This is a genomic window from Mesorhizobium norvegicum, assembly GCF_004919685.1.
GTDB classification, from domain to species: Bacteria; Pseudomonadota; Alphaproteobacteria; order Rhizobiales; family Rhizobiaceae; genus Mesorhizobium; species Mesorhizobium norvegicum.
This window is the reverse complement of record NZ_SMYZ01000014.1, coordinates 1-22980: the sequence shown is the minus strand read 5'-3', so window position 1 is coordinate 22980 and position 22980 is coordinate 1. Positions and strand designations below refer to the sequence as shown.

General features: G+C 63.0%; 17 protein-coding genes and 1 pseudogene. 12 read left to right on the top strand and 6 right to left on the bottom strand.

Going from position 1 to position 22980, the window contains the following annotated elements; translation table 11 throughout:
* Window positions 1-316: 316 nt before the first annotated feature.
* Window positions 317-694, bottom strand: a complete 378-nt coding sequence (locus FCU66_RS06360) for a COG4315 family predicted lipoprotein (protein WP_136621659.1) — start codon at window positions 692-694, stop codon at window positions 317-319.
* 174 nt (window positions 695-868) lie between these two features.
* Between FCU66_RS06360 and FCU66_RS06355 the strand changes: the two genes are divergently transcribed.
* The 5 genes from FCU66_RS06355 to FCU66_RS06335 all read left to right on the top strand — a co-directional run bounded on the left by FCU66_RS06355 (window position 869) and on the right by FCU66_RS06335 (window position 6299).
* Window positions 869-1615 (top strand): cytochrome c biogenesis CcdA family protein, encoded by a 747-nt coding sequence (locus FCU66_RS06355; RefSeq protein WP_136621658.1) that lies wholly within the window; start codon window positions 869-871, stop codon window positions 1613-1615.
* A 153-nt stretch (window positions 1616-1768) separates the two neighbouring features.
* Complete coding sequence (gene glmU / locus FCU66_RS06350) at window positions 1769-3127, top strand: bifunctional UDP-N-acetylglucosamine diphosphorylase/glucosamine-1-phosphate N-acetyltransferase GlmU (protein WP_136621657.1); 1359 nt, start codon at window positions 1769-1771, stop codon at window positions 3125-3127.
* Window positions 3128-3304: 177 nt separating this feature from the next.
* On the top strand, window positions 3305-5128 hold the full coding sequence (gene glmS / locus FCU66_RS06345) for a glutamine--fructose-6-phosphate transaminase (isomerizing) (protein ID WP_136621656.1): 1824 nt from the start codon (window positions 3305-3307) through the stop codon (window positions 5126-5128).
* Window positions 5129-5160: 32 nt separating this feature from the next.
* Window positions 5161-5463 (top strand): HigA family addiction module antitoxin, encoded by a 303-nt coding sequence (locus FCU66_RS06340; protein WP_136621655.1) that lies wholly within the window; start codon window positions 5161-5163, stop codon window positions 5461-5463.
* A gap of 80 nt (window positions 5464-5543) precedes the next feature.
* Window positions 5544-6299 (top strand): DUF502 domain-containing protein, encoded by a 756-nt coding sequence (locus FCU66_RS06335; protein WP_136621654.1) that lies wholly within the window; start codon window positions 5544-5546, stop codon window positions 6297-6299.
* Here FCU66_RS06335 and recG read toward each other — a convergent pair.
* Window positions 6251-8359, bottom strand: a complete 2109-nt coding sequence (gene recG, locus FCU66_RS06330; protein WP_136621653.1) for an ATP-dependent DNA helicase RecG — start codon at window positions 8357-8359, stop codon at window positions 6251-6253. The two genes, FCU66_RS06335 and recG, sit on opposite strands and share 49 nt — an antisense overlap.
* A gap of 92 nt (window positions 8360-8451) precedes the next feature.
* Between recG and FCU66_RS06325 the strand changes: the two genes are divergently transcribed.
* From FCU66_RS06325 to FCU66_RS06315, 3 genes are all read left to right on the top strand, one after another.
* Window positions 8452-8739 (top strand): succinate dehydrogenase assembly factor 2, encoded by a 288-nt coding sequence (locus FCU66_RS06325; RefSeq protein WP_136621652.1) that lies wholly within the window; start codon window positions 8452-8454, stop codon window positions 8737-8739.
* Between the two features lie 28 nt (window positions 8740-8767).
* Window positions 8768-12265 carry a transcription-repair coupling factor gene (gene mfd / locus FCU66_RS06320; protein ID WP_136621651.1) on the top strand — a complete coding sequence of 1166 codons (3498 nt, stop codon included), beginning with the start codon at window positions 8768-8770 and terminating at the stop codon, window positions 12263-12265.
* 136 nt (window positions 12266-12401) lie between these two features.
* Window positions 12402-13775 carry a class II 3-deoxy-7-phosphoheptulonate synthase gene (locus tag FCU66_RS06315; protein WP_027036780.1) on the top strand — a complete coding sequence of 458 codons (1374 nt, stop codon included), beginning with the start codon at window positions 12402-12404 and terminating at the stop codon, window positions 13773-13775.
* A gap of 68 nt (window positions 13776-13843) precedes the next feature.
* Here FCU66_RS06315 and FCU66_RS06310 read toward each other — a convergent pair whose 3' ends face one another.
* The 3 genes from FCU66_RS06310 to FCU66_RS06300 all read right to left on the bottom strand — a co-directional run bounded on the left by FCU66_RS06310 (window position 13844) and on the right by FCU66_RS06300 (window position 16116).
* Window positions 13844-14611, bottom strand: coding sequence for an RES family NAD+ phosphorylase (locus FCU66_RS06310; RefSeq protein WP_136621650.1), 768 nt, complete (start codon window positions 14609-14611; stop codon window positions 13844-13846).
* A complete protein-coding gene (locus FCU66_RS06305; RefSeq protein ID WP_136621649.1) occupies window positions 14571-14945 on the bottom strand; it encodes an MbcA/ParS/Xre antitoxin family protein in 375 nt (124 codons plus the stop codon). Before FCU66_RS06305 ends, FCU66_RS06310 begins: the two co-directional genes overlap by 41 nt.
* Before the next feature lie 100 nt (window positions 14946-15045).
* Window positions 15046-16116 carry a GGDEF domain-containing protein gene (locus tag FCU66_RS06300; protein ID WP_136621648.1) on the bottom strand — a complete coding sequence of 357 codons (1071 nt, stop codon included), beginning with the start codon at window positions 16114-16116 and terminating at the stop codon, window positions 15046-15048.
* Between the two features lie 402 nt (window positions 16117-16518).
* On the opposite strand from FCU66_RS06300, the gene FCU66_RS06295 reads away from it, so the two are divergent.
* From FCU66_RS06295 to FCU66_RS06285, 3 genes are all read left to right on the top strand, one after another.
* Window positions 16519-16938 carry a GFA family protein gene (locus FCU66_RS06295; RefSeq protein ID WP_136621647.1) on the top strand — a complete coding sequence of 140 codons (420 nt, stop codon included), beginning with the start codon at window positions 16519-16521 and terminating at the stop codon, window positions 16936-16938.
* A gap of 81 nt (window positions 16939-17019) precedes the next feature.
* Window positions 17020-17379 carry a diacylglycerol kinase gene (locus tag FCU66_RS06290; RefSeq protein ID WP_109669321.1) on the top strand — a complete coding sequence of 120 codons (360 nt, stop codon included), beginning with the start codon at window positions 17020-17022 and terminating at the stop codon, window positions 17377-17379.
* 40 nt (window positions 17380-17419) lie between these two features.
* Window positions 17420-18007 carry a hemerythrin domain-containing protein gene (locus FCU66_RS06285; protein ID WP_136621646.1) on the top strand — a complete coding sequence of 196 codons (588 nt, stop codon included), beginning with the start codon at window positions 17420-17422 and terminating at the stop codon, window positions 18005-18007.
* Here FCU66_RS06285 and FCU66_RS06280 read toward each other — a convergent pair.
* Window positions 18004-18221: pseudogene (locus tag FCU66_RS06280) on the bottom strand (IS5/IS1182 family transposase); the annotation flags it as partial. The gene FCU66_RS06285 and the pseudogene FCU66_RS06280 overlap by 4 nt on opposite strands.
* Before the next feature lie 253 nt (window positions 18222-18474).
* Between FCU66_RS06280 and FCU66_RS06275 the strand changes: the two are divergent.
* A complete protein-coding gene (locus tag FCU66_RS06275) occupies window positions 18475-22740 on the top strand; it encodes an autotransporter domain-containing protein (protein WP_136625398.1) in 4266 nt (1421 codons plus the stop codon).
* The last annotated feature ends 240 nt before the right edge of the window (window positions 22741-22980 follow it).

Here is a 22980-nt window from a genome sequence, read left to right as displayed (position 1 = left end):
GCGACGAAATCTCGTTCTATTTGTCGCTCACATGGCCGCGCTTTTGCATCCGGTCAAGGGGAAGCGACCAAATTGCGGGGCTCTGCGCAGCAATACACTCTTAGAGTGTATGGAGAAAATCACAGAATTTCGGGAAAGGGAGATGGTGGTCCCGAGTCATCGAAAACGACCCGATCTGTTTTTCCGCCGAGTCGCTGAAATGCTGCCCCGAACCGGAACGGGCGACATTATAACAGGCTTGTTGATACCGGCCGCCGGCTGCATGAAGATGCCCGGCGGCCAGCCCTTGTTCCGCCAGCAGGCGGGATTGGCGTGCTTAGTCGGCCTTGACGATATGCCAGACCTCGCCGACCCCGTCACCGCTTACATCGCCGGCTTTCTTGTCCTTGATGAAGGTGTAGACCGGCTTGCCGTCATAGGCCCACATCTTGGTGCCGTCGGTGCGGTCGACAACGCTCCATTCGTCATCCGCCTTGGCGCCGGCTTCGGCTTTCAGCGGTGGCCAGTTGGTGGCGCATTTGTCGTAGCAATTGGTCTTGCCCTTCTCATCCTTGTCATAGGTATAAAGCGTCATGCCGTTGGCGTCGGTGTAGATCTTGGTGCCATTGACCTCGGCTTCCTTCCACGCGTCGGCTGCGAAGGATGCGGCGGTGCTGAGCAAAAGCGCTGCCAGCCCTACGGTTATGGTTTTCATGGAAATCTCCCTGACTGATATCTGGAGACGCGCGGGAAATCGCGGCCTCGCTGTATCAACGCCTGCGGGTTGCCGTTTCTTCCCCCGGCAACCATGATCTTGCCAACACAATGGTGATTGGTGGACAAGGCTGCGCGTCATTATATCGGCGTCACGGCATTGGAGTTTTTGGAAATGGCATTGGACATCGGCTATGTCAGCGCGGTCGGGGCGGGAGCCATCTCGTTCCTGTCGCCATGCGTGCTGCCGCTGGTGCCGCCCTATCTCTGCTACATGGCCGGCGTGTCGGTCGACGATTTCCGCGGCAATGCGGGTGCGACCGCGCGCGAAGGCACGCGCGGTGCGCTGCTTTATTCCTCGATGGCCTTCGTGCTCGGCTTCTCGACCGTCTTTGTCGCACTGGGCGCCGGCGCCTCGACCATCGGCCACTGGCTGCGCGTCTGGCAGGAGCCGCTGGCGATGGGCGCCGGCGTGCTGATCATCCTGATGGGTCTGAATTTCCTCGGCATTTTGCGCATTCCACTGCTGTCGCGCGAGGCGCGGTTCCAGTCGCAGGGCAAGCCGGCAAGTGCGGTCGCCGCCTATGTCATGGGGCTGGCCTTCGCCTTTGGCTGGACGCCCTGCATCGGCCCGGTGCTGGGGCCGATCCTGACGCTGGCCGGCGGCCGCGAGACGGTGGGCGAGGGCGCGCTGCTGCTCGCCGCCTACTCGCTCGGCCTCGGCATCCCGTTCCTGATCGCTGCCCTGTTCTCCGGCGCTTTCATGCGTTTCCTCGGCAAATTCCGCGTCCATCTCGGCCGCGTCGAAAAGGCGATCGGCGCGCTGCTGGTCGTCGCCGGCGTGTTTTTCCTCACCGGTGGCGTGCAGACCGTGTCCTACTGGCTGCTTGAGAATTTCCCGGTGCTGGGGCGGCTGGGGTAATCTCGTGGCCCAAAATGCGAAATGCACGCCGGGGACCCACTGATTAAGAGTCAGCTGCTCCACCATCTCACCGGAATTTAACCGCATTGGTGCAGCATGGCGCCACTGCTAGCATGCTTTGATTCCCAACCCTTTTCCTATGGTTGCCCTTCCATGAGCCAGAGAACCTGCCTGTCCGTCATCCTTGCCGCCGGCGAAGGCACGCGCATGAAGAGCGTGCTGCCGAAGGTGCTGCACCAGATTGCCGGGCTGCCGATGGTTGCCCATGTCGTGAGAGCGGCCGAAGCCGCGGGCGCCGGCAGCCAGGCGCTGGTGATTGGCCATGGCGCGGACGAGATGCGCAAGGCGGCGGCGAAGTTTGCGCCAAAGGCCGAGACGTTTGTGCAGGAAAAGCGCCTTGGCACTGCGCATGCCGTATTGGCCGCGCGCGATGCAATATCAAAGGGTTATGACGATATCCTTGTGATGTTCGGCGATACGCCGCTGATCGACGCGGATGCGCTCACCGTGGCGCGACTGAAGCTGGCGGAAGGTGCTGCGGTCGTGGTGATCGGTTTCCGTCCGCCCAGTCCGACCGGTTATGGCCGGCTGATCGAAAAGGACGGCAAGCTGGTCGCCATCCGCGAGGAGAAGGATTGCTCCGAGGAGGAGAGGAAAATAACCTTCTGCAATGCCGGCATGATGGCGGTGGCGGGCGCCCACGCGCTGAAATTGCTCGACGCGGTCGGCAACAAGAATGCCAAGGGCGAATATTACCTCACTGACATTGTCGAAATCGCCGGCGCGCGGGGGCTGGACGTCGTTGCCACCGAAGCCAGCTTCGAGAGCGCGCTCGGCATCAACAACCGCGCCGAACTGGCGCAGGCCGAGGGCATCTGGCAGGCGCGCCGCCGCCACGAAGTGATGCTGTCGGGCGTGACGCTGATCGCGCCGGAGACCGTGTACTTCTCGCACGACACCGAGATCGGCACTGATACGATCGTCGAACCCAATGTCTGGTTTGGTCCGGGGGTAAAGATCGCCACGGGCGCCAAGATCCATGCCTTCAGCCATATTGAGGGCGCCACCATTGCGTCCAATTGCGATGTCGGGCCGTACGCACGGCTGCGGCCGGGGGCAGATCTCAGGCAAAAGGCAAAGGTCGGCAATTTCTGCGAGGTCAAGCAGGCTGTTATCGAGGAGGGCGCCAAGGTCAACCATCTGACCTATATCGGTGACGCCCGGGTGGGCGCGGGCGCCAATATCGGCGCCGGCACCATCACCTGCAATTATGACGGCTACTCGAAGTTCTTCACCGATATCGGCGAGGGCGCCTTTGTCGGCTCGAATTCCTCGCTGGTGGCGCCTGTCACCATCGGCAAGGGCGGCTACATCGCCTCCGGCAGCGTGATCACCGAAAGCGTGCCCGACGATGCGCTGGCCTTCGGTCGTGCTCGCCAAAAGACGATCCCCGGCAAGGGCAAGGAATTGCGCGAACGGTTTGCTTCCGCCGCGGCTGCGAAGAAAAAGTAAAACCGGCCCGCAAAAAACCGAACGATTGCAGTAACCGGATTGCAAGAGCGGTCTGCCATGGTGCATCGACAAGAATGAGCGTTCCGTTACACGGGACGAAATGCAATGTGACTTTCGCGGCAGGCCGGCCATCCCTAAATAGCGCTGGTTTTCCACGGGGAATCGGGGGCTGTCTGCATGTGCGGTATCGTTGGAATCGTCGGCCACTCGCAGGTTGCGCCGCTCATCGTCGATGCGCTGAAGCGGTTGGAATATCGCGGCTATGACTCGGCCGGCGTCGCCACCATCGAGCATGGCCAGCTTGCCCGCCGCCGCGCCGAAGGCAAGCTGATCAACCTCGAGCGCCGGCTCAAGGACGAGCCGCTCGACGGCACGATCGGCATCGGTCACACGCGCTGGGCGACGCATGGCGTGCCCAACGAGACCAATGCGCATCCGCATTTTTCCGACGGCGTCGCCATCGTCCACAACGGCATCATCGAGAATTTCGCCGAATTGCGCGAGGAGCTGATCCGCGACGGCTATTCTTTCTCGTCGCAGACCGACACCGAGGTCGTCGCGCATCTGGTGGCGCGCGAATTGGCCAAGGGGCTGAAGCCGGTCGAGGCCGCGCATCAGGCGCTGAAGCGTCTGGAAGGCGCTTTCGCGCTGGCGATCATGTTCAAGGGCGACGAGGATTTGATCGTCGGTGCCCGCAACGGTCCGCCGCTGGCCGTCGGCCATGGCGATGGTGAGATGTTCCTGGGATCCGACGCCATCGCGCTTGCCCCGTTCACCAATTCGATCACCTATCTGGAAGATGGCGACTGGGCGGTGGTGCGCCGCAACGGTGTTGAGATCTTCGATATCGACGGCAAAAAGGTCGACCGCAAGCGCCAGCAGTCGCTGTCGACCAGCTTCATGGTCGACAAGGGCAACCGCCGCCATTTCATGGAGAAGGAAATCCATGAACAGCCCGAGGTGATCTCGCACACGCTGGCGAACTATCTGGATTTTGTCGGCGGCGTCTCCAAGCCGCTCGACCTGCCTTTCGATTTCGCAAAAATCGACCGGCTGGCGATTTCGGCCTGCGGCACCGCCTATCTGGCCGGCCTGATCGGCAAATACTGGTTCGAGCGCTATGCGCGGCTGCCGGTCGACATCGATGTCGCCTCCGAATTCCGCTATCGCGAAATGCCATTGTCGAAGAATGATGCCGCCTTCTTCATCTCGCAATCGGGCGAGACCGCCGACACGCTGGCTTCGCTGCGCTACTGCCGCAAGGCCGGGATGAAGATCGGCGCGATCGTCAACGTGCGCGAATCGACCATGGCGCGCGAATCCGATGTCGTGCTGCCAACACTGGCTGGACCGGAGATCGGCGTCGCCTCGACCAAGGCGTTCACCTGCCAGCTGTCCGTGCTGGCATCGCTTGCCGTGCGTGCCGGCGTGGCGCGCGGCACGATTTCGAAGGAGCAGGAAAAGACCTTTGTGCGCGAACTGTCGGAGGCACCGCGCTTTGCCAACCAGGTGCTGAAGCTCGACCACCAGATCGAAAAGATCGCGCGCGACCTCGCGCATTACAAGAACGTGCTCTATCTCGGCCGCGACACCAATTTCCCGCTGGCCATGGAAGGCGCGCTAAAACTCAAGGAAATCTCCTACATCCACGCCGAGGGCTATGCCGCGGGCGAACTGAAGCATGGGCCGATCGCGTTGATCGACGAGAACATGCCGGTCATCGTTATCGCGCCGCATGACCGCATTTTCGAAAAGACCGTTTCGAACATGCAGGAGGTGGCGGCACGCGGCGGCAAGATCATCCTGATCACCGACAGCAAGGGTGCGGCACTGACGAGCGTCAAGACGATGGAGACGATCGTGCTGCCCGATGTGCCGGAAATCATCTCGCCGATCGTCTACGCGCTGCCGATCCAGATGCTGGCCTATTTCACCGCCGTGTTCATGGGCACGGACGTCGACCAGCCGCGCAATCTGGCGAAATCGGTGACCGTGGAGTAGGTTTTGCTTCCCAAAATGGGAGGTTGTGCCGAATGGTATCGAGATTCGTACGTCCAGTGCATCCTGGAGAATTCCTGCGTGAGGAATGTCTCGTCCCGCTCGGCATGAGTGCAGGTGCGCTTGCGAAAAAGCTCAATCTTCCGCGCACCCGTATCGAGCGCATTGCCAAGGAGGAGATCGGTTTGACCCCCGATACAGCCCTCCGCATTGCCAGGTATTTCAACACCACGCCTGAATTCTGGATGAATTTTCAACAGGCCTATGAACTTGAAACCGAAGCCAAGAAACTGGCGCCGGAACTCGAGAAGATTGAGCCGTTGGAAGCGGCGGCATAATCAACCCTTTAAAAACTTCGCAGTTCCAATGCGCCTTCTGGTTCACTATGTTGCGGTGCAACCCGCGCCCCCGGTGAACCATGGCCGATGCTCCCAAGACCTCCGGCATGACCCGGCTGAGGAACTATTTCCTCACAGGCTTCGTCGTCTGCGCGCCGCTGGCGATCACCGCCTATATCGCCTGGTCGTTCATCGGCTGGGTCGATTCCTGGGTAAAACCCTATATTCCGGCCCGTTACAGCCCGGACTCCTATCTGCCGTTTCCGGTTCCGGGGTTCGGACTGATCGTTGCTCTGATCCTGATCACGCTGATCGGTTTCCTGACGGCCAACATCGTCGGCCGCGCCATCGTCAATTTCGGCGAGCGGCTGCTTGGCCGCATGCCGCTGGTGCGCGGCATCTATGGCTCGCTGAAGCAGATTTTCGAGACCGTGCTGTCGAATAAGGGCGACATGTTCCGCCAGGTCGGGCTGGTCGAATATCCGCGCAAAGGCGTGTGGTCGCTGGTTTTCGTCGCCAGCGAGAAGGAAACCGAGATCAACCAGAAGCTCGATCAGGAAGGCGATCCGTTGATTGCCGTGTTCATGCCCTGCACGCCGAACCCCACCACTGGCTTTCTCATGTATGTGCCGAAGTCGGACATCGTGCCGCTCGACATGACGATCGAGGACGGCGCCAAGCTGATCGTCTCGGCTGGGCTGGTGGCGCCTGAGGTCAAGCAGATGGTCGTCGTGAACGGCGAGCCGATCGAGGGAACGCTGGCCAACCCGTCGGTTGCCGCCTTGGCTCAGCCGGCGCGCAAGAGCCGCACGGCTTCGTCGCGGCCGAACAAGTAAAGCAGCAGGCGCAACGCTTCGCCACGCTCGGATTGCAGCTCCGGATCGCGTGACAGGACCAATCTGGCATCGTCGCGGGCGGCCTCCAGAAGGTCGGCATGTGCCTCGATGCGCGCCACCTGGAAGCCCGGCGTGCCCGACTGGCGGGTGCCCAGAAGTTCGCCTTCGCCGCGCAGCTTCAGATCCTCCTCGGCGATCAGGAACCCGTCCTCGGTCTCGCGCATCACCGATAGCCGGCGTTTCGCGGTCTCGCCGAGCGGGTCCTTGTAGAGCAGCACGCAGGAGGAGGGCTTGTCACCACGCCCGACCCGGCCGCGCAGCTGGTGCAATTGGGCGAGGCCAAAGCGCTCGGCATGCTCGATGACCATGACGGTGGCGTCCGGCACGTCGACACCGACCTCGATGACCGTGGTGGCGATCAGGATGCGTGTCTCGCCCTGCTTGAAGGCGCGCATCGCCTCGTCTTTCTCCGCGCCCTTCATGCGGCCATGGACGAGGCCGATACGGTCGCCGAACAGCGGCTTCAGCGAGGCGAAACGGTCCTCGGCCGACATCAGCTTGATCTCTTCGGATTCCTCGACCAGCGGGCAGATCCAATAGATCTTCTGGCCGCCGGCGACGGCGTCGACCATGCGGCCGACCAGTTCGTCCAGCCGTTCGAGCGGCAGCGTGACGGTGCGGATCGGCTGGCGGCCGGCCGGTTTTTCCGTCAGCTTCGACACATCCATGTCGCCGAAGGCGGTCAGCACCAGCGTGCGCGGGATGGGTGTGGCGGTCATCACCAGCATGTCGGGCGCATCGCCCTTGGCGGTGATGGCAAGCCGCTGGTGGACGCCGAAGCGGTGCTGCTCGTCGATGACGGCGAAGACCAGGTCGTGGAAGGTGACCGTGTCCTGGAACAGCGCGTGGGTGCCGATGACGATGTCGATCTCGCCGCTTGCCAGGCCGGCCAGCGTATCGGTGCGTTCGCGGCCCTTTTCGCGGCCTGTGAGGATAGCGATGCGCAGCCCGACCTTGGCGGCAAGCGGTGCGATGGTCGCCAGATGCTGGCGCGCCAGAATCTCGGTCGGCGCCATCAAGGCAGCCTGGCCGCCGGCCTCGACGGCACGCGCCATGGCCAGCAGCGCGACGACCGTCTTGCCTGAACCGACATCGCCCTGCAGAAGCCGCAGCATGCGTTCGGGATCGGCGAGGTCGGCATTGATTTCGGCCAGCGCAAACTCCTGGCTTGATGTCAGCGAATAGGGCAGTGCTGCCCGTAGTTTCTCGACGATGCGGCCGTCGCCGACCAGGGGGCGTCCGGACAGGCGCCGGACTTTTGCCCGCACCAGCGCCAGCGAGACCTGGCCCGCCAGCAACTCGTCATAGGCGAGGCGCCGCCAGGCGGCGCCGTCGACGGAGACGTCGATCGGGTCGGCCGGATTGTGGATGCGGGCGAGCGCATCGCCGAAGGCCGCAAAGGTGTGCCGGCGCATGAAGGCGCCGTCCTGCCATTCGGGGAATTCAGGCACACGCGCCAGCGCCTGGCCGATCGCCCGGCGCAGCACCTTGCCCGAGAGCCCTGATGTGAGCGGATAGACCGGTTCGACCAGCGGCAGGTTTTCCGCCTCGCTGGCCAGCGCGATATGGTCGGGGTGGACCATGGTCGGGCGGCCGTTGAACCATTCCATGCGGCCGGAGACCACGACATGCTCGCCCTCGGGCATCGCCTTTTCGAGATAGGAGGCGTGGGCATGGAAGAAGGTCAGCGCGATCTCGCCGGTATCGTCATGGGCGTAGACCCGGTAGGGCACCGATTTGTTGCCGCGCGGCGGCGGCTGGTGGCGGTCGATGCGCACGTCGAGCGTGACGATCTGGCCTTCCGCGGATCCTGCGATGCCCGGCCGGCTGCGGCGGTCGATGACGGTGTGCGGCAGCACGAACAGAAGGTCGCCGGCGCGGGCCGCGCGATCACCGAGATCGGCGGCGACGACTTTCTCGATCAGGGCGCCGACCTTCGGCCCGACGCCGGCAAGCGAGGTGATCGGAACAAACAGCGGATCGAGGATGGAAGGACGCATGATGTCAGCTTATGTCGCGACGGCTACAGCGCAAGGCTGACAGCACCTTCTATCCACGCTATATGCGCCGCAGCAAGTGAGGATGCGGCACAATGACCGGAACGACGAGATCAAGCGAGGGGCTGGACGCCCACCGCCGCAAGCTTCTGTTTCGCTCCTGGCATCGCGGCATGCGCGAGATGGACCTGATCCTCGGCACTTTCGCAGACGCTGAGATCGGCGCCTTGACGGCTGAGGAAATCGACCAATATGAGAGGCTCCTCGACATTCCCGACACCGAATTCCTGCCCATGGTCACCGGCGAACGCCCGGTTCCGGCGGATGTCGATTGTGCCGTCCTGCAAAAGATCCTGGCTTTCCGCCACTCCATGACATTCTGAACAACGACATTCTGAACGACGTGATTTCATGAGCCTCATTCCCACCATCGGTCTGCCGAAAGGCCGCGCCGGCCAGTTCATCGTCGACGGCGTCGCCGACGGCTACGAGGCGTTCGCGCTGGTACAGGCGGCACTGGAAATCGCGCCCGACAAGCCGGTGCTGTTCGTTGCACGCGACGGCCAGCGCTTGCCGGCGATCATCGAGGCGCTGTCTTTCGCGGCGCCCGGCCTGCCGGTGCTGGAGTTGCCGGCCTGGGACTGTCTGCCCTACGACCGCGTCTCGCCCGGCTCGGACGCCGCCGCCAAGCGCCTCGATGCGCTGACCGCCATGATCGCGCTGGCGAAGAAACCGCACCGCGCCGTCATCCTCACCACCGCCAATGCACTGCTGCAGCGCATTCCGCCGGCCGAGCTTGTCGAGGCACAGACGTTCCATGCCAAACCCGGCAACCAGATCGACATGAACGCGCTGGTGTCGCGGCTGGAAACATCCGGCTTCGAGCGCGTGCCGACAGTGCGCGGTGTCGGCGAGTTTGCCGTCCGCGGCGGCATTCTCGACCTGTTCGCACCCGGCTGGACCGAAGCGCTCAGGCTCGACTTCTTCGGCGACACGCTGGAATCGATTCGTGTCTTCGATGCCGCCACCCAGCGCACCACCGGCCAGCGCAAGTCGATGGCGCTGCAGGCGATGAGCGAAGTGGCGCTGACGCCGGAAACCATCAGCCGCTTCCGCCGCTCCTATATCGAAGCCTTTGGCGCGCCACAGCGCGACGACGGGCTCTATGCGGCGGTCAGCGAAGGACGACGCTTCGCCGGCATGGAGCACTGGCTGCCGTTCTTCTACGAGCGACTGGAGACCGTGTTCGACTATCTGCCTGATACACCTGTTATCTTCGACCATCTGGCGCATGAGGCGCTGGCCGAGCGCCATACGCTGATCCTCGATCACTACGAGGCGCGCAGGAAGCAGGCCGATGGTGCCTTGAAGGATGCGGTGCCCTACAAGCCGGTGCCGCCGGACCTGCTCTATCTTTCGCCGGAAAACCTGATCGCCTCGCTTGGACCACGTGAAGCGATCGATTTCACGCCGTTCGACGCGCCCGACGCTGGGGCGAAAAAAGTCTACCACGGCGGCTCGCGCCATGGCCGCAGCTTCGTCGAAGAACGCGCCGATCCCAGCATCAATGTGTTCGATGTCGTCGTCAAACACATCGGCGACGAGCGCGCGGCGCGCCGCCGCGTCGTCATTGCGGGCTGGACCGAAGGTTCGCTCGACCGGCTTGGCCAGATCCTTGCCGAACACCATCTCGGCAACCTCAAGCAGGTCGCGACGCTGGCGGAAGCCGAAAAGCTCGAGCCGGGGCAGGCGGCCCTGGCCGTGCTGCCGCTCGAATCCGGCTTCGAGACCGAAAAACTGGTCGTCGTCGCCGAACAGGATATTCTCGGCGATCGGCTTATCCGACGTTCGAAACGCAAGAAGCGTCCCTCGGATTTCATTGCCGAGGCCTCGGCACTGTCGGCCGGCGACATTGTCGTCCACGCCGACCACGGCATTGGCCGCTTCATCGGCCTGCGCACCATCGAAGCGGTCGGCGCACCGCATGATTGCCTCGAAATCCACTATGCCGGTGACGACCGGCTGTTCCTGCCCGTCGAGAACATCGAGCTTCTGTCGCGCTATGGTTCTGACACAGCCGAGGCGACGCTGGACAAGCTTGGCGGCGGCGCCTGGCAGTCGCGCAAGGCGCGGCTGAAGAAGCGCCTGCTCGACATGGCCGGGCAGTTGATCCGCATCGCCGCCGAGCGGCAGATGCGTGCTGCACCGGCATTGGTGCCGGCCGACGGCCTTTATGGAGAGTTCGCCGCCCGCTTCCCCTATGAAGAGACTGACGACCAGCAGACCGCGATCGACTCGGTGCGGGACGATCTTGCCGCCGGCAAGCCGATGGACCGGCTGATCTGCGGCGATGTCGGCTTCGGCAAGACCGAAGTGGCGCTGCGCGCCGCCTTTATCGCGGCGATGGAGGGTTTTCAGGTGGCGGTGGTGGTGCCGACGACACTGTTGTCGCGCCAGCACTTCAAGACCTTTTTGCAGCGTTTCTCAGGCCTTCCCATCCGTGTTGCCCAGGCCTCGCGGCTGGTCGGCGCCAAGGAGCTGGCCGAAACCAAGAAGGGCATCGCCGAGGGGCAAGTCGACATCGTCATCGGCACCCATGCGCTGCTCGGTTCCGCGATCTCGTTCAAGAACCTTGGCCTGCTGATCATCGACGAAGAGCAGCATTTTGGCGTCAAGCACAAGGAACGGCTGAAGGACCTGAAGACCGATGTGCACGTGCTGACGCTGTCGGCGACGCCGATCCCGCGCACGCTGCAACTGGCGTTGACTGGAGTGCGCGAGTTGTCGCTGATCGCCACGCCGCCGGTCGACCGCATGGCGGTGCGCACCTTCATCTCGCCCTTCGATCCGCTGGTCATTCGCGAGACGCTGCTGCGCGAGCGTTATCGTGGCGGGCATTCCTTCTATGTCGTTCCGCGCATTAGCGATCTGGCGGAAATCCATGATTTCCTGAGAGAATCCGTACCTGAACTGAAGGTTGCGGTGGCCCATGGCCAGATGCCGCCGGGCGAACTCGACGACATCATGAATGCCTTCTATGACGGCCAGTACGATGTGCTGTTGTCGACGACGATTGTCGAATCCGGCCTCGACATCCCGACCGCCAACACGCTGATCATCCATCGCGCCGACATGTTCGGCCTGTCGCAGCTCTACCAATTGCGCGGCCGCGTCGGCCGCTCGAAGGTGCGTGCCTACGCGCTGTTCACGCTGCCGGCCAACCGCAAGCTGACCGACACCGCCGAACGCCGGCTCAAGGTCTTGCAATCGCTCGACACGCTGGGCGCCGGCTTCCAGCTGGCCAGCCACGACCTTGATATCAGAGGCGCCGGCAATCTTCTTGGCGAAGAGCAGTCGGGCCACATCAAGGAGGTCGGTTTCGAGCTCTACCAGCAGATGCTGGAAGAAGCCGTCGCCGAGGTGAAGGATTCGGGCGAAGTGCAGGATGGCGGCTGGTCGCCGCAGATCGCCGTCGGCACGGCGGTGATGATCCCGGAAAGCTATGTGCCGGACCTGCAGCTCAGGCTGGCGCTTTATCGCCGTCTCGGCGATCTCGAAAACACCGAGGAAATCGACGCCTTCGGCGCCGAGCTGATCGACCGCTTCGGCCCGCTGCCGGAGGAGGTGAAGCACCTTCTGAAGATCGTCTTCATCAAGGCGCTCTGCCGCAAGGCCAATGTCGAGAAGCTCGACGCCGGACCGAAGGGCGTCGTCATCCATTTCCGCAAGCGCGAATTCTCCAACCCGGTCGGGCTGGTCCGGTTCATCGGCGAGCAGGGCTCGCTGGCCAAGATCCGGCCGGACCACAGCGTCGTGTTCGCGCGCGATTGGCCGACGGCCGAGAAGCGGCTGGCGGGCTCGGCGGTGGTCATGACGCAACTGGCGCGGCTGGTGGAGAAGGCGGCCTAGCGCAGCCGACGCATTCGCCGGCGCTGAAATTCCGGTCTAGAATAGGAAATCGGCTTCGTGTATGGAGCCGCCACCCCATATAAGGGCGGGAAAAGGCGGGCGAGGGTGCCCGTCGGAAAGAGCGTTGGGTGCAGCGATGACGAAATGGTCGCCGAATTCGTGGAGAGCAAAGCCGATCAAGCAGGTTCCCGCCTATCCGGACCTTGCCGCGCTAAAGAACACGGAAGCCCAGCTCGCAACCTTTCCGCCGCTGGTTTTTGCAGGTGAGGCGCGCAAGCTGAAGAAGCAGCTTGCGGCTGTCGCTGCCGGTGATGCATTCCTTCTCCAGGGCGGCGATTGCGCCGAGAGCTTCGCCGAGCATGGCGCGGACAACATCCGCGACTTCTTCCGGGTCTTCCTGCAGATGTCAGTGGTGCTCACCTTCGCCGGCGCGCAGCCGGTGGTGAAGGTCGGCCGCGTTGCCGGCCAGTTCGCCAAGCCGCGCTCGTCCGACAACGAGACCAAGGGCGAGGTGACGCTGCCCAGCTATCGCGGCGACATCATCAACGGCATCGAATTCGACCCCAAGTCGCGCATTCCTGATCCTGCACGGCAAGAGATGGCGTACCGCCAGTCGGCGGCGACGCTCAACCTTCTGCGCGCCTTCGCGCAGGGCGGTTATGCCAGCCTGGAGAATGTGCACCGCTGGATGCTCGGCTTCGTCTCCGACAGCCCGCAGGGCGAGAAGTACGAGTCGCTCGCCAACCGCATCACCGAGACGATGGACTTCATGAAGGCCGTCGGCATCACCTCGGAAACCAACTACGCGCTGCGCGAAACCGATTTCTACACCAGCCACGAGGCGCTGCTGCTTGGCTACGAGGAGGCGCTGACCCGCGTCGATTCGACCTCCGGTGACTGGTACGCCACCTCAGGCCACATGATCTGGATCGGCGACCGCACCCGCCAGCCCGATCACGCACATGTCGAATATTGCCGGGGCATCAAGAACCCGCTCGGCCTGAAATGCGGTCCGTCGCTGACACCGGACGGCTTGCTGGAGCTCATCGACCTGCTCAACCCCGAAAACGAGCCCGGCCGGCTGACGCTGATCGCCCGCTTCGGCTCCGACAAGGTTGCAGACCATCTGCCGAAGCTGGTCCGCGCTGTGCAGAAGGAAGGCCGCAGCGTGGTGTGGTCGTCGGACCCGATGCACGGCAACACGATCGAGGCCGCCGGCTACAAGACGCGGCCGTTCGACCGCATCCTGAAGGAGGTGCAGACCTTCTTCGAGGTGCACCGCGCCGAAGGCACGCATCCGGGCGGCATCCATGTCGAGATGACCGGCAAGAACGTCACCGAATGCACCGGTGGCGCGCGCGCCATCACCGCCGAGGAGTTGCAGGATCGCTACCACACCCATTGCGATCCGCGCCTCAACGCCGACCAGGCGATCGAACTGGCGTTCCTGGTCTCGGACCTGTTGAAGAAGAGCCACCCGGTGCAGCACAAGCAGGCCGTCAACGGCTAAGCTCGATTTCGACCCGAACGGTTGACGAAAAAAGCGCTGGAGAAATCCGGCGCTTTTCTTTGGTCGGTTCAGTGCCCGCGTTCCCAGCGCAAGTCGGTTAGACGGGGATCGGCAAAGGCGGTTCTGGAAAATTCGATGCGTTTTTCCGGAAACTCGCAGATCGCCTGCACGCCGAACGCGCCGAGCCGGATGCGCCAGGTCTGCGGCTCCATCGGCTTGGCCTTGGCAAAGCCGCGGCAGGTCAGCAGCGCAATATTGGCACCTTTGGGATCGCGCGCCGAGCGGTAGCGGATCGCTTCCAGCCCGGCCTCGCGGGCGACATCGGCAATGGCCTGGCAAGCGGCATAGTCGGTCGGATGTGTCCATGCCGTGGCGTCGCGATCGAGCGGCGGCCGGGTGAGATCGACCGCCCCGGCGCATCTGATCGCGGCGGCAAAGGCCGTGTATTCGGCGGCGTCGCTCGGCCACGGTGTTTTGGGCGACTCGGCAAAGAACAGCAGCCGGTAGAAGGCCATTTCGGCCACCGCGGTCATCATGGTCTGGGCCGCATAGTAGACGCCTTTGGTCCTGCCGGCGCGGCGGAAGCGCGAACCGTGCGGATAGACCGAGCCGTAGCGGAAGGGCGTCGCCAGGAGATAGTGGAGATGGCGGCATTCGAGGGGAATCCGCGGCTTGGTTTCCTCGATCAGGTCCTCCAGCATTGCCTGCTCGTCGAGCGTGTCGACGATTTTCAGCGTCGAAACATGGTGCTGCGCCTCGACCATGCGCCAGTATTTGCCGTCGATGCCGACGGCTTCAGACGAGAGCGCGTCGGGAGTCCAGATAGGCGATGACATCGACAAGCCCGGTGATCGTGAGGATTTTTTCAAGCGGAGCGGCATCGAATGCCGTGTTGGCGTTCTTCAGCCATGCCCGGGCGACAGAAGCGTCGCCGCCGACAATGGCGTCCAGCGAGCGGAACAGCCTGACGAACAACACGGCGAGCTCGAATGGCTTGGTGCCGCGCTCGAGCAGGAATTCGTCCCTGCGCATGCGCGAAACCGTGGCCTCCGAAACACCGATCACCGAGGCCAGCATCCTGGCTGTGATGTCCAGCAGATCGGCCGCGCGCAGCGTTGCCTTGGTCAGGACTGCATTCTCGGCTGTCTTGGCAGCGGTTTGAGGTTGCATCGCAATGCCTTTCTATTTCTGTGGAAAATATAGGCCACAAAAATTCATATGGAAAGGGGCGGATGCAAAAACAATCCTGAGAAGCGACCGACGGGGAAGCTCAGTCCTTCTTGTAGAGAAGCCAGCTCTTGCCGGCCCGGCCAGCCATTGTCGAGTGCTTGGTGACGCGGTTGCGGCCGCTGACTTTCGAGCGATAGAGCGCCCGGTCGGCCTTGGTGTAGAGATCCTCCGGCCCCTCGGCCTCGGATGCCATGCAGATGCCCATCGAGACGGTAACGGTGCCGTAATTCGTGCCGGTCTGGCTGCTGGTGAACGGCGTCTGTTCGATCAGGGCGCGAATGCGCTCGGCGATCTCATAGGTGGCGTCCTCGCTGGCGCCCTCGATGATCAGCGCGAACTCCTCGCCGCCGGTGCGAGCGACGAACATGTCGCCGCGAATGCTGGTCTGGAAGATGTCGGCGATAATCTGGATGATCTTGTCGCCGACCGGGTGGCCGTAGCGGTCGTTGATGTCCTTGAAGCGATCGATGTCGGCAAGGACCAAGGCGTTGAACAGGATACCCTTGTTGCTGTTGTAGATCCTGGTGATTTCCTTGTCGAAGGCGCGGCGATTCCAGATATGGGTCAAGGGATCGGTGTCGGCCAGCCGCTTGTACTCCTCGAGCTTCGACTTGACGCTCTCGAGTTCGGCCGTCTTGTCGCTGAGCGTCGAGGCCACCTGCCGGCCGTGATCGATCGTCGAATTGGTGGCAATCGCCATGGCGTTGGCGATCTTCTGCAAAAGATCCTGAGACAGAAGGCTGCGGCCGCTGAGGCCGCTCGATGTCTCATCGAGGATCCTGCCGTATTTCTCGATGTGGCTACGCTCGCTCCTCAACAGCAAAGCGACTTCCTCGAGCTCCCTGGCAATGACGTCCCTGGCATGCTCGACAATACCGCGACCATGATTATGGGCAAAGAAAGTGCGCCCGATCTGATCCAGTTCATCCTGTGTCGGCCGGCTGCTCAGCGAAACGACGGCGAGGCTGAGTTCGCGATTGGTGCCGCTCAGGGCCTCGTAGAAAATCTCGTAGTTGCGCGGCAGGCCAAGCACGCCCAGCTGGCGCATTGTGGCAACAGCAGTGGCTGCGATGTCGGTGCTTCGTTCGGTCGGGACAGGTACCGGCTGCATTTTTGATTCTTCCCCTCGGATTCCGCCGCAGAATTCGCGGGTTCCTGTGTCGCCGACCTGGGGAACGCGACAGACACTTCAGAGCAATTTACGAAGGATGCGTCCCCACCCACGACCTTCACTTGCCGTGATAATAAATGCGCCTGCGCTAAAGTTTCCTTAATTTGTAAGAAATGGACACGTTTTTCTCTACCTGTGGCTGTAGAAGCTTTAATCCGCGCACAACAATCCATACCGACGCCAGTTTGGTGGCCTTGAATCCGAAATTCGCGCATTGCGCTCTTGAAAATGAAACTGAATTTCGGATTTGCCGCGCCAATACATGTCGCATTTGCTTGCGTGTGGGTGCCGCAAAGCTGGAATCCTGAATGCCGGGCAATTTTTCTTCAAGAAGGGGTCGAGATGGGCGACAATCACACGGGAGCGTGTCTGTGCGGAGCGGTTCGCTTCAGGACGCGCGGAGCGCTGCGCGGTGTCATTTATTGCCATTGCTCGCAATGCCGCAAGCAGAGCGGACATTTCTATGCCGCGACCAATGTTGCCGACGCCGATATCGTGATCGAAGGCACGGAAAGCATCACCTGGTACGAAGCGTCAGCCTTCGCCAGGCGCGGGTTTTGCAAGACATGCGGGTCGGTCCTGTTCTGGAAGCCACGAGACCAGGACTACATTTCAGTCATGGCGGGATCGTTCGACAGGCCGACAAGCCTCGAGGGAGAATGCCATATCTTTGTCGGCGACAAGGGCGACTACTATTCGATCGACGACACGCTGCCGCAATTCGAAAAGTCGACGCCGTCAATCAAGGTGGCGGACGAATGAATCTGGGACAAGTCGCCTTATTCCATTGATCTGGCCAGCCATTGCATTATCCCGTGCCGGTGATTCGGAAAGGGGTTTGGCATGCAGCGGCTGATCGACGCTTATTTCAATTCGGTGCGGGCGTTTCGCAAGCTGGCCGTCAGCGAGAAGGCTTTTCAGCAGGAGCTGATGCTGCTGGCGCTTGCCTTGCCGCTCGGCTGGTTCGTTTCGATCTCATGGCGCGGCTATGCCTTGCTGATCGGCGCGGTGCTGCTCTTGATCATGGTCGAAGTGCTGAACACCGGCATCGAGGCGGCATGCGACGCCTTCAGCCGCGAGTTCAATGTCGACATCCAGCTGGCCAAGGACTGCGGTTCGCTGGCGGTGCTGATTTCGGTGCTCATCGTTGCCGGTGTCTGGGGCATCGCCATCATCGAGCGGATCACGGGCCTACCGATCTAGTCTTTCGATCCCTACATGCCAGTCACCAAAGGAGACTGTCATGACCGAGGCCGCCAATTTTCCACTTCTCGAACGCGTGGGCCTGCCGGATGATCTCCGCTGGCTGACCGAAAAATATCCGCGTGAAAACTGGCAGGGCCATGCCAACATCCACGGCATTGCCAATATGTGGCTGCAGCGGCACGACATGTTCCGCGAACTCGGCGGCATGCTGACCAAGGGCATAGGCGATTACCGCGAGGGCAGGCTGACGGCGCCGGACTTCGCACGCTGGTTTGCGCCGCGCCTCAATCATTTTCTCGGTAATCTCGACGGTCACCACAATGTCGAGGACCAGCACTATTTCCCGGCCTTCGCCAAGGCCGAGACGCGGCTGAAGCGCGGCTTCGAGATCCTCGATGCCGACCACCACACCATCCATGAAGGGCTGGAGCGCAATGCCGAGGCCGCCAATGCCTTCATCAAGACGCTTCAGGAGAGCGAGGACAGACAGCGCTTCGCCGCCGACGCCTATGCCGACGAAAACAGCCGGCTGATCGCCATGCTGACCCGGCATCTTGCCGATGAGGAAGACCTGATCATCCCGCTGATCCTTGATCGGGGTGATGTGGCGCTCGGCATCGACTAGGGCGTGGACTCCTTGGCGCGTAGCCAAATCCGGATTGATGCGAGCTTGATGAACGCCAGATAGTTGCGAGTTTGTCGTACCGGGTCGCGACACGCCGACATTGCTTGATCTTGTTGAAGAACCGTTCGATCAACTTCCGCGCACGATACAAATACGGGCTGAAGCAGATCGGGTCTTTGCGATTTCCTTTTGGCGAAATGTTCGCCCATGCTCCTTTCTGGCGGGCAAACTCTTAAGCCAACTGGTGACGTTCATATACTGTCCGCGTTCCTCCTGTGACATTAATGACGCAGTCGGCCAAATATGGCGCGCGCTTTGTCGGATGACCGATATTGGTCGGACTCCGCGATGTTCCTCCGCTAAACCTGATACCGCAGAGCCCCGCTCAACGGGTCCATGCGCGACCGGCGCCACAAAGGCGCAACGAAATTTCAAGTGTCGCTATCTGGGCTGCGGGGGGATTTGGCTTGTCTTATTTTGTAGCGTCTGAAGGCGCGCTGGAAACTGGTGCGGCCGTTGTTGCGCGCAAGCGATCGAATAGCCGCTTTGCGGCGCTGACCTTGACCGCGTTGTTCCGTCGCCTGCTGGGCACCAGCTCCATGGTGGCGCTCGGACTGGTCCTGGCGACATCGACGCCATCGCGCGCCACCGACTGGACCGGCGCTACCTCAACCGATTGGTTCACCGCCACCAATTGGTCGTCCGGCGTTCCAACCGCTACGGACGCGTATATCGACACGGTCGCGCCCAATGCCACGGTGGTCGGAGCGACCGGCGCGCAAGCGTATAGTGTGGTTGTCGGCGATTCCGGCACCGGCGCGCTGACGATCCAGAACGGCGGCAACCTGAGCGGTCTCACCGGCTATCTCGGTCTTAGTGTCAGTTCGACCGGTACCGTGACGGTTGATGGCCCGGGCTCGTCCTGGACCAATTCCGGCGACCTCTACGTCGGCTATGGCGGCACCGGCACGCTGGCGATCCAGAACGGCGGCAAGGTGAGCAGCGTCACCGGCATCCTCGGCCTCAATGCCGGCTCGACCGGCACCGCGACGGTTGATGGCGCCGGCTCGTCCTGGACCAGTTCCAGCGGCCTCTATGTCGGCTATGGCGGCACCGGCACGCTGACGATCCAGAACGGCGGCAAGGTGAGCGCCACCACCGGCGATCTCGGCGTCAATGCGGGCTCGACCGGCACACTGACGATCCAGAGCGGCGGCAAGGTGAGCACCACCGCCGGCAATCTCGGCGTCGATGCGGGCTCGACCGGCACCGCGACGGTTGATGGCGCGGGCTCGACCTGGACCAATTCCGGCGACCTCGCTGTCGGAAATGGCGGCACCGGCACGCTGACGATCCAGAACGGCGGCGCGGTGAGCACCACCAACGGCTATCTCGGCCTCAATGCCGGCTCGACCGGCACCGCGACGGTTGATGGCGCGGGCTCGACCTGGACCAACTCCGGCGACCTCGCTGTCGGCTATGGCGGCACCGGCACGCTGACGATCCAGAACAGCGGCAAGGTGAGCGCCACCACCGGCTATCTCGGCATCAATGCGGGCTCGACCGGCACACTGACGATCCAGAGCGGCGGCACGGTGAGCACCACCGCCGGCAATCTCGGCGTCGATGCGGGCTCGACCGGCACCGCGACGATTGATGGCGCGGGCTCGACCTGGACCAATTCCGGCGACCTCGCTGTCGGAAATGGCGGCACCGGCACGCTGACGATCCAGAACGGCGGCGCGGTGAGCACCACCAACGGCTATCTCGGCCTCAATGCCGGCTCGACCGGCACCGCGACGGTTGGTGACGCCGGCTCGACCTGGACCAACTCCGGCGACCTCGTTGTCGGCTATGGCGGCACCGGCACGCTGACGATCCAGAACGGCGGCAAGGTGAGCAACGTCAACGGCATCCTCGGCTTCAATGCCGGCTCGACCGGCACCGCGACGGTTGATGGCGCCGGCTCGTCCTGGACCAATTCCGGCGACCTCGGTGTCGGCACTAGCGGCACCGGCACGCTGACGATTAAGAACGGCGGCAAGGCGAGCAACGTCGGCAACGGCCTCCTCGCCTACAATTCAGGCTCGACCGGCACCGTGGCGGTTGATGGCGCCGGCTCGTCCTGGACCAATTCCGGCTCCCTTTATGTCGGCAGGGGCGGCACCGGCACGCTGACGATCCAGAACGGCGGCAAGGTGAGCGCCGCCAACGGCTATCTCGGCGCCAATGCCGGCTCGACTGGCACCGCGACGGTTGTTGGTGCCGACTCTGCCTGGACCAATTCCGGCTCCCTTTATGTCGGCAATCGCGGCGCCGGCACGCTGACGATCCAGAACGGCGGCAAGGTGAGCAACCTCGGCAACGGCTTCCTCGGCTACAAGGTCGGCTCGACCGGCACCGTGACGGTTGATGGCGTCGGTTCGTCGTGGATCAATTCCGGCGACCTCTATGTCGGCGATTCCGGCACCGGTACGCTGACGATCGAGAACGGCGGCAAGGTGAGCAACGCCGGCATCGGCTGGATCGGCACCGATGTCGGCTCGACCGGCACGGCGACGGTTGATGGCGCCGGCTCGGTCTGGAATTCCGCCGGGCTCGTTGTTGGCAGTGGCGGCACCGGCACGCTGACGATCCAGAACGGCGGCAAGGTGAGCAGCGTCAGCAGCTGGATCGGCCTCGTTCCCGGCTCGACCGGCACCGTGACGGTTGATGGCGCCGGCTCGGCCTGGACCAATTCCGACACGCTCGTCGTCGGCCCATACGGCACCGGCATGCTGACGATCGCCAATGGCGGCACCGTCTCGACGGCTTCGGGCATGGAGATCGCCGCTTTTGCCGGCTCGACCGGCACGCTCAATATCGGCGGCGCCTCCGGTCAGGCCGCGGCCGCGCCGGGCACGCTGACCACGCCCTCGGTCGCGTTCGGGGCAGGCACCGGCCGCATCGTCTTCAACCACACCGCCTCGAACTACGACTTCGCCCCGATTATCTCCGGCGCGGGGGCGGTGACGGTGGAGAACGGCACCACCATCCTGACCGCAACCAGCACCTATAGCGGGGCGACCACGGTCAATGGCGGCAAGCTGGCGGTCAACGGTTCCATCGCCAATTCGGCGGTGACGGTCAATGCCGGTGGCACGCTCGGCGGCAACGGCACCGTCGGCAATACCACCATCAATGCCGGCGGCGTGCTCGCGCCCGGCAATTCGATCGGCACGCTGACGGTCGGTGGCAATCTGGCGTTCGGCGCCGGCGGCATCTACCGCGTCGAGGTCTCGCCATCGGCCGCCGACCGCACCAACGTCACCGGCATCGCGAGCCTGACCGGCGGCACCGTGCAGGCCACATTCCTGCCCGGAACCTATGTCGGCAAGAGCTACACCATCCTGTCGGCGGCCGACGGCCTCGGCGGCACCACCTTCAGCGGCGTGAGCGGCGGCCTGCCCGGTTTCAACGTCGGCCTGAGCTACACGCCGTCCGATGTGTTGCTGAACCTCACGGCCTCGCTCGGCGCCGGCACCTCGCTGCCGGGCAATCCGCAGGCCGTCGCATCCACGCTCAACAACTTCTTCAACAATGGCGGCGCGCTGCCGCCAGGCTTCCTCGGTCTGTTCGGATTGAGCGGAGGCAATCTCTCATCCGCGCTGTCGCAAACCTCCGGCGAGACCGCGACCGGCTCGCAGCAGACGACCTTCAACGCGATGAACCTGTTCATGGGATTGCTGACCGATCCCTTCATCGACGGTCGCGGCGATCCGGTTTCAGCGGGATCATCGGCGGGCGCATCGGCTTACGCCTCGACGGACAAGCCGCGCTCCGGTGCGGCGCGGGCCGCCAATGCGATGTTGACCAAGGCGCCCGTCATGGCCGATCCGCTCGCGCAGCGCTGGAGCGCGTGGGCGGCAGGCTATGGCGGCTCGCAAACCACGGACGGCAACACGACACTCGGCTCCAACGACACGACCAGCCGCATCGCAGGCATCGCGGTCGGCGCCGATTACCGTATCTCGCCGGATACGCTGGCAGGCTTTGCGCTGGCGGGCGGTGGTACGAACTTCAGCGTCGTCAATGGCGGCTCTGGCCGATCTGATATGTTCCAGGCCGGCGCCTTCATCCGGCACAATGCGGGTGCGGCGTATCTCTCCGGCGCGCTGGCCTATGGCTGGCAGGACATCACCACCAACCGCACCGTGACGGTGGCCGGCATCGACCAGTTGCGCGCGCAGTTCAACGCCAATGCCTTCTCGGGTCGCGTCGAAGGCGGCTATCGCTTTGTCAGCCCGTGGATGGGCGGCATCGGCATCACGCCCTACGCAGCAGGACAGTTCACCACCTTCGATCTGCCTGCCTATGCCGAGCAGGCGGTAACCGGCGTCAACACCTTTGCGCTGGCCTATGCATCAAAGAGTGTCACTGATACGCGCAGCGAACTCGGCCTTCGCGGCGACAAATCATATGCGATGCCGGACGGAATCTTCACGCTGCGGGGGCGCCTGGCATGGGCGCATGATTTCAACCCCGACCGCAATATCGGTGCGACGTTCCAGACATTGCCGGGCGCATCCTTTGTCGTTGGCGGCGCCGCGCAGGCCAGCGACTCCGCGCTCGTCACCGCCTCTGCCGAAAAGAAATGGCTGAACGGCTGGTCCGCTGCTGCCACCTTCGAGGGCGAGTTCTCCGACGTCACCGCCAGCTATGCCGGCAAGGGCATGGTGCGGTATTCCTGGTAGGGCGACGACTTCCGGTTTTGGCCCACCGCATCATTTCGCCGTGCTGCGGAATTTGGTCGCTATCGGGGCATAGCGGACTCTGGCAAGCTGACTGACCGGTAGATTTATGGGTTCACGGCCTAGATCAGGATGACGATTGGTTGAATCGCCATCCTGATCTATCCCTTTGTTGGAGCATGATCTTTTCCGAAAACCGGTTCCCACTTTTCGGGATCATGCTCTAAGGCTTGTTGAGATTCA

Coding starts and splice junctions, on each gene's coding strand:
- glmS (WP_136621656.1), top strand. CDS start 3,305: ATGTGCGGTATCGTTGGAATCGTCGGCCACTCGCAGGTTGCGCCGCTC.
- glmU (WP_136621657.1), top strand. CDS start 1,769: ATGAGCCAGAGAACCTGCCTGTCCGTCATCCTTGCCGCCGGCGAAGGC.
- FCU66_RS06300 (WP_136621648.1), bottom strand. CDS start 16,116: ATGCAGCCGGTACCTGTCCCGACCGAACGAAGCACCGACATCGCAGCC.
- recG (WP_136621653.1), bottom strand. CDS start 8,359: ATGCGTCCTTCCATCCTCGATCCGCTGTTTGTTCCGATCACCTCGCTT.
- FCU66_RS06360 (WP_136621659.1), bottom strand. CDS start 694: ATGAAAACCATAACCGTAGGGCTGGCAGCGCTTTTGCTCAGCACCGCC.
- mfd (WP_136621651.1), top strand. CDS start 8,768: ATGAGCCTCATTCCCACCATCGGTCTGCCGAAAGGCCGCGCCGGCCAG.
- FCU66_RS06285 (WP_136621646.1), top strand. CDS start 17,420: ATGACCGAGGCCGCCAATTTTCCACTTCTCGAACGCGTGGGCCTGCCG.
- FCU66_RS06295 (WP_136621647.1), top strand. CDS start 16,519: ATGGGCGACAATCACACGGGAGCGTGTCTGTGCGGAGCGGTTCGCTTC.
- FCU66_RS06325 (WP_136621652.1), top strand. CDS start 8,452: ATGACCGGAACGACGAGATCAAGCGAGGGGCTGGACGCCCACCGCCGC.
- FCU66_RS06310 (WP_136621650.1), bottom strand. CDS start 14,611: ATGTCATCGCCTATCTGGACTCCCGACGCGCTCTCGTCTGAAGCCGTC.
- FCU66_RS06305 (WP_136621649.1), bottom strand. CDS start 14,945: ATGCAACCTCAAACCGCTGCCAAGACAGCCGAGAATGCAGTCCTGACC.
- FCU66_RS06335 (WP_136621654.1), top strand. CDS start 5,544: ATGGCCGATGCTCCCAAGACCTCCGGCATGACCCGGCTGAGGAACTAT.
- FCU66_RS06315 (WP_027036780.1), top strand. CDS start 12,402: ATGACGAAATGGTCGCCGAATTCGTGGAGAGCAAAGCCGATCAAGCAG.
- FCU66_RS06355 (WP_136621658.1), top strand. CDS start 869: ATGGCATTGGACATCGGCTATGTCAGCGCGGTCGGGGCGGGAGCCATC.
- FCU66_RS06290 (WP_109669321.1), top strand. CDS start 17,020: ATGCAGCGGCTGATCGACGCTTATTTCAATTCGGTGCGGGCGTTTCGC.
- FCU66_RS06340 (WP_136621655.1), top strand. CDS start 5,161: ATGGTATCGAGATTCGTACGTCCAGTGCATCCTGGAGAATTCCTGCGT.